Source organism: Aeromonas cavernicola (assembly GCF_002795305.1).
In the GTDB taxonomy this organism is placed as follows: Bacteria; Pseudomonadota; Gammaproteobacteria; order Enterobacterales; family Aeromonadaceae; genus Aeromonas; species Aeromonas cavernicola.
Genome location: NZ_PGGC01000074.1, coordinates 1 through 5831, shown reverse-complemented (window position 1 = coordinate 5831; position 5831 = coordinate 1). Strand labels below are relative to the sequence as shown.

Sequence of the window (5831 nt, the reverse complement as noted above, 5' to 3'; positions counted from 1 at the left end):
CGGCAGCTTTCTGGATGAAGATTTTTGCCTGGCGGCAATAGCGCGGTGGAACCGCCTGACCCCATGCCGCACGCAGAAGTGAAACGCGGTAGCGCCGATGGTAGTGTGGCATTCGCCATGCGAGAGTAGGACACTGCCAGGCACCTAATTAGCAATAAGCTAGCCGAATGCGGAGCGGTAGTTCAGTCGGTTAGAATACCGGCCTGTCACGCCGGGGGTCGCGGGTTCGAGTCCCGTCCGCTCCGCCAGTTATAAGATAGTGAAAATTACAAAGCCCAACTGATTTATTCAGTTGGGCTTTTGTTATTTTACCGAACGGTGTGTGGATAGATGGCTGGTGAGCGCCATCTGGCAGATAACGGTTGTGCTCATTTTCCATGGTTGCCACGAGATTTCCACCACCAGCGTATACGCACTTGTGATATCAGCATTCCCGCAAGCATCAGACTGCAACCAAAGATGGCTCGATTATCAAGTGTTTCACCAAGAAATAGAATCCCGCCTATAGCGGCGAACACAGTTTCAAGACTAAGGATAATCGCGGCATGTGCTGGATGAGCGCCTCTTTGTCCTAACACTTGCAGTGTATAGCCAATGCCAACAGAGACTAACCCAGCATAGAGTAATGCCTGCCAACCTAAAATGGCTTTGCCCCAGCTCGGCATTTCGATGATAAACGCTATTGTTATGCTAAGTACCCCACATACAATAAATTGGACTCCTGCTAAGCGAATGGGTGCTACTCGGTTGGAGTAGTAATCAAGCAATAGCAGGTGAATTGCCCAAAATAAGGCCCCGAGTACCTGCAATAAATCCCCATAGCCTATGTTGAAATCATCTGTGACACTTAGCATATAAAGGCCTGCTACTGCGATAAAAGCACCTACCCAAGTATTTATGCCGGTTTTGTGGTGTAAGAGGAGTCCTAGTACAGGAACAAGAATGATGTAGAGCCCAGTTATAAAGCCTGCTTTGGCTGCGGTTGTATAGAGCAATCCCACCTGCTGTAACGAGGCTGCGCAGAATAGTATGCAGCCAGAAATGACCCCTCCAGCTATTAATTCTTTTATTGTGCCGTTGTTAGCGATGGGTTGCCGAGCTTTAAGCCATATCAGCAAGGGCAATAGTGATAACGCGCCAAGCAAGAAACGCAAACCATTAAATGTATATGGCCCCATGTGTTCCATTCCGAGACGCTGGGCAACGAACCCCATTCCCCAAATAGCTGCCGCGAGGAGTAACATGATGTTAGAGCGCATAGTGTTTTTCCTTATCCCCATTCCGAGGGACCGGTGTACTAATAAGTTTTTTTACCCCGTTGCATTGCCTTAACAGTATTTGATAAGGCGCATGCCTATCAGCACCTACCGCAGTGGGATAAAAACGTTTTTGGGTAGCATGCATGGAAGATTATTCTCGCCTTGCGCCTTTAGACGGGCAAGATGCCATCGTATATGCTGGAATGACCAGAGACGAAAAGGACAGCATGATGTATTCCGGCAAGCCCAAGAATACGTGGTCTTTGATCGCCAGAATGAGGCAGGGCTTACTCTTGCTTTTTCTCCCTGTATTACTGCTCGGTGCCGTTTATTACTTACATATGGAGCAAACTTTACGGCAAGAGCAAGAAAACAATCTGATATCTCGTAATACCCAGTTTTTCCATACTCTTGTCGAGCCCTACATAGAAAGTCTCGAACGGCAATTTAGAGTGATTTATCAGCAAATTGACTATCGTGACTTTAGCGAAAAAAGCATCGCAAATAGCAGTCGGTATCTGCAGGAGTGGCAAGCCTATCATAAGGTGATGGAGTTTGATTACATCTACGCTGCGACCGAACAACGCCAAATCCTGATCTATCCTGCTTGGCAAGCGAACGATAAATTTGATCCTAGAACTCGGCCTTGGTATCTGCTGGCGGCTAGCCATCCAGGTTTAGTGGTTTGGACTAACCCTTACTACGATTACGCCCTACATACATTAGCTATCTCCTTAGCAAGGGTCATTGAAGACCCCGCAGGTAAGAGGGTCGGGGTGCTCTCCATAGATACTCAGCTTACCCCTCTTGCCAATTGGTTGAATCATACCCATCAACAAGCAGAGCATGGTCGCCAAGATTATCAGATGCTGATCACTCAAGATGGATTAGTGCTAGCTCACCCCGACCGTCAGCGATTGTTTCAGCCACTTACTCACCCTAGCTGGCTAGCAAGAATGCAGGGACCACAAGGATTCTTCATTGATGAAAAGAGCAACATGATGGTCGCTTATCATCAAGTATCTGAGCAGCGCTGGATATTGCTGAGTGTGATCCCTACGGCGAGTTTGCAGCAAATTATCGAGCGAGTTTCACTCAATGTTGAATTGATGATCGGTGTTGCGTGTTTGCTCTATTTGCTACTAGCCGTTATCTGGTCACGCTATTTCCAGCGCATGTTGGCGGAGATAATTGGGCTAATCCGTGCGAGTCGAGCGGGTGAACTCTCACATCCAAATCGTCGAATGTTAGAGCTATCCAATCTATATGATGAAATCGCAGCCGCCAGCCACGATTTTGCCCAGATACGTCAGCAAGCCAACCAAGATAAATTAACTGGCTTGTATAATCGGCGCTTTTTTGATGAATGCTTGCAACAACAGATCAGCGCTGGGAATCCGATTGGCCTCGCCATGTTTGATCTGGATGATTTTAAACAAATTAATGACAACTACGGCCATCAGAGCGGAGATATCGTATTGAAGCGAGTCAGTAAACTCGGTCTTACCTTATTTCACGAGTGGGGCTGGTTTTGTCGCTATGGCGGGGAGGAGTTAGTGCTGATCTTCCACCATGACGCACAAAGCACCGATATGCTCACTTCTTTGTTAGAAGCGTTTCGCCATGGTGTTGAGCAGTTAGAGTGGCGCGAGCCCAATCTTAGGATCACCGTCAGTGGGGGGGTGGCATTAGGTTCTGAACATCTGAATGCTCGAGTGTTGGTAGAGCAGGCAGACAGTGCGGTATATCAAGCGAAGCGTGAGGGGAAAAACCGCATTATCTTCCCTTCACACTCGGGCACGTTGCAGGATTAGCCTCAACGTTATTCCCTTAACGATGGGGACGACTCACTGCCAACTCGATCAATCCTGACTTTCATCCGTTGCCAAAAACAGATTCGGCACCTCCGTGGTGCCGAGTTAGCGATTGCTGTCTCTCTGGGTCTAGGTTAATTCGCGCTGGGTGCCCTATCTTTTGGCAGCTGCGCGAATATGAGTGCGGCGAGCATCGACAGCAAGCCAACACAGAGGTAGGTGAGGTGAAAGCCCGTCAGCCACTGGCTTTGGTTGGCTACCGTTCCTGCCGAGAACAGCCCTAGCAGGCTAGCGGCAATCGCTACCCCTAAGCTCATGGCAAGTTGCATCACCACCGAGAGCAGACCGTTGCCACTGCTCGCATGTTCTGGACTGAGATCCTGCAGGGTCAGGGTGTTCATGGCAGAAAATTGCAACGAGTTAATGGCACCAAAAAGCGCCAGCCAACCCAATAACAACGGATAAGACAGCTGGTTGTCGATCATGTAGAAGCTAGCGATCACGGCGCCCAGTGCCAAGGTGTTGCCGATCAGAATACGGCGATAACCGATACGTGGGATGAGCTTATTGACCAAGGTTTTGGTCAGCATCGCGCCCAGCACAGTGGGGATCATCGCCATCCCCGCCTTACTGGGCGAAAACCCCAGCCCTAGTTGTAAAAACAGCGGAGTAAGAAAGGGCATGGCCCCACTACCGAGGCGGGCGAACAGATTACCCCAGACCCCGATAGCAAAACTGGTGGTTTTGAATAATGCCAAGCTAAACAGGGGCTGCTCGGCGTGGGCGGCATAGAGCCAGTAACTCGCCATTGCTGCCAGCCCAACGATCAAGGCGAATAGCGCCCAACCGGTCGAAAGACTGTGCTCCCCCAGCCCCTGTAGCCCCACTGACACCAGCACCATACCGAGGCTAAACAGCACAAATCCCTGCCAATCGAAGCGAGCGGTGGCTTGTCGCAGGTCTGGCATAAAGTGCCAGCTAGCGATAAAGCCGAGCAACCCCACTGGTAGATTGATCAGAAACACCCAATGCCAGCTTGCCACTTCCACCAACCAGCCTCCTAGCGCAGGCCCGAGCAAGGGGCCAAGCAGACCAGGAATGGTGACGAATGACATCACCCGTAACAGCTCACGTTTGTCATAGACCCGCAGCACCGCTAGCCGGCCAATCGGCATCAGCAAGGCGCCTCCCACCCCCTGTAACACCCGTGCTGCTACCAGCATAGGTAGGGTGTTGGCCGCTGCACAGGCTAACGACCCTAAGGTAAACAGTGAGATGGCAACCAAATAGACGGGCCGCGTACCAAAGCGATCAGCCAACCAACCAGACGCAGGGATAAGCAAGGCAACCGTCAACATGTAGGCGATGATCACCGACTGCATTTGCAGTGGGCTCTCTCCCAACGCTTTGGCCATACTGGGCAGTGCGGTATTGAGGATGGTGCCATCCAGTGACTGCATAAAAAAACCGACTGCTGCCAGCCAAGGTAGCCATGTGCGCTGGGCATCTGTCACGGTGTGACTCATTGCCATCTCCATTAGATTTTTGGGGGGGTAGCTGCGGCCAAAAAGAGATCGACACAGCTCAGGTTCCAAGCCGCTTGCTCGGCATCGTTGTGAGAAAACGGCAGGCCCAGCTCACGCTGCATCCGCTCCTTGCCTTGCCACATCAGTAAGAGCTGCAAAGCGGCCTGCTCGCTGTCTGGGTGACACAACAATCCTTGCTGTTTTTGCTGCTCCAGCCAGGTTGACAGCATCCCTGTCACATAGAGCGGGCCCGCTTCGAAAAACAGGGTGGCCAGCTGGGGATCGTTACAACTGATGCAGGTGCGGAAGATATTGACGGCATCATCGCTCAGGATCAACTTGCGAAAGCTGTGGCCAAAGGCAATCAGGCTATCTCGCACATTGTGACCACGCAATAATACCTCTGGCATCAACTCATTGCTGACACACTTGCTGCCCACCGCTTCGACAAATAATGCTTCTTTGTTAGCAAAATGGCTGTAGACGGTCTGCTTAGAGACCCCTGCCTCGCTTGCCACCATGTCCATGCTGACCAGATGCAAACCATGTTGACAGAAGAGTCGCCCGGCAGCATCGAGAATCGCCGCCCGTTTTTGTTGGCTACGAGGTGACCTGTTCATTCTTCCTCCTAAATCAAACTGGACAGTCTAGTTTTTGAAAACTAGACTGGGCGGTATGATTTGATGTTATGCCAACCAGAGGACGATGTCATGGCACTTTACTTAATCCTGCTTGCCCTGCTGTTGAGTGGATGCAGCCCCGCTACCGTGCCGACAGACACCGCTCCCCTGACTCAAGTTATGGCCCAGCCACTGCAAGCCAGTGATCACTATCCGGTCCTCTATCGCTTCAATGGTCGGGTGATTGCCCCTGAACACAGTCAAATCGGATTCGAACTAGCAGGGCGGATCGCCACCCTGCACAAAGGCCGAGGTGAATCGGTGGCCGCAGGCGAATTGCTGGCCACCTTGGATACCCGCCTGCTCATCGTTGAGGCCAAAGAGCTGGCCGCTCGGGTGGCCCAGAACCAAGCCGAGCTCACCTTGGCACGGCAAACACTCGAACGGCTCACCGCCCTGCGCCAGCAGCAGTTCAGTTCCCGGCAAACGCTGGACGAACAGCAGAGCAAAACCCAGATGCTAGCAGCGAGCGCGAACCAACTTGCTGCTGCCCTCGAAGCGAACCGAGTCAAGCAGGAGAAATCCCAATTACGTGCGCCCTTTGCAGGGGTT

General features: G+C 51.6%; 5 protein-coding genes, 1 tRNA gene and 1 rRNA gene. 4 read left to right on the top strand and 3 right to left on the bottom strand.

Features of this window, described 5'->3' with window-relative positions; genetic code table 11:
- The first annotated feature begins 27 nt into the window (after window positions 1-27).
- Window positions 28-142: ribosomal RNA gene (gene rrf / locus CUC53_RS08345) — 5S ribosomal RNA — on the top strand.
- A 29-nt stretch (window positions 143-171) separates the two neighbouring features.
- Window positions 172-248 (top strand) — tRNA-Asp (locus CUC53_RS08340).
- A 120-nt stretch (window positions 249-368) separates the two neighbouring features.
- Here CUC53_RS08340 and CUC53_RS08335 read toward each other — a convergent pair.
- The gene (locus CUC53_RS08335) at window positions 369-1259 is read right to left on the bottom strand and encodes a DMT family transporter (RefSeq protein WP_100293728.1); all 891 of its coding nucleotides are present in this window, start codon (window positions 1257-1259) and stop codon (window positions 369-371) included.
- A gap of 143 nt (window positions 1260-1402) precedes the next feature.
- Here CUC53_RS08335 and CUC53_RS08330 point away from each other — a divergent pair, with 143 nt between their 5' ends.
- Window positions 1403-3073 carry a sensor domain-containing diguanylate cyclase gene (locus tag CUC53_RS08330; RefSeq protein ID WP_236757893.1) on the top strand — a complete coding sequence of 557 codons (1671 nt, stop codon included), beginning with the start codon at window positions 1403-1405 and terminating at the stop codon, window positions 3071-3073.
- 134 nt (window positions 3074-3207) lie between these two features.
- Here CUC53_RS08330 and mdtD read toward each other — a convergent pair whose 3' ends face one another.
- Both mdtD and CUC53_RS08320 read right to left on the bottom strand, forming a co-directional pair.
- Window positions 3208-4599, bottom strand: coding sequence for a multidrug transporter subunit MdtD (gene mdtD, locus CUC53_RS08325; RefSeq protein WP_100293726.1), 1392 nt, complete (start codon window positions 4597-4599; stop codon window positions 3208-3210).
- 11 nt (window positions 4600-4610) lie between these two features.
- Window positions 4611-5219 carry a TetR/AcrR family transcriptional regulator gene (locus CUC53_RS08320; protein ID WP_100293725.1) on the bottom strand — a complete coding sequence of 203 codons (609 nt, stop codon included), beginning with the start codon at window positions 5217-5219 and terminating at the stop codon, window positions 4611-4613.
- Window positions 5220-5309: 90 nt separating this feature from the next.
- Here CUC53_RS08320 and CUC53_RS08315 point away from each other — a divergent pair.
- A partial coding sequence (locus tag CUC53_RS08315; RefSeq protein WP_420808052.1) for an efflux RND transporter periplasmic adaptor subunit occupies window positions 5310-5831 on the top strand: 522 nt, incomplete at its 3' end.

Coding starts and splice junctions, on each gene's coding strand:
- CUC53_RS08330 (WP_236757893.1), top strand. CDS start 1,403: ATGGAAGATTATTCTCGCCTTGCGCCTTTAGACGGGCAAGATGCCATC.
- mdtD (WP_100293726.1), bottom strand. CDS start 4,599: ATGAGTCACACCGTGACAGATGCCCAGCGCACATGGCTACCTTGGCTG.
- CUC53_RS08335 (WP_100293728.1), bottom strand. CDS start 1,259: ATGCGCTCTAACATCATGTTACTCCTCGCGGCAGCTATTTGGGGAATG.
- CUC53_RS08320 (WP_100293725.1), bottom strand. CDS start 5,219: ATGAACAGGTCACCTCGTAGCCAACAAAAACGGGCGGCGATTCTCGAT.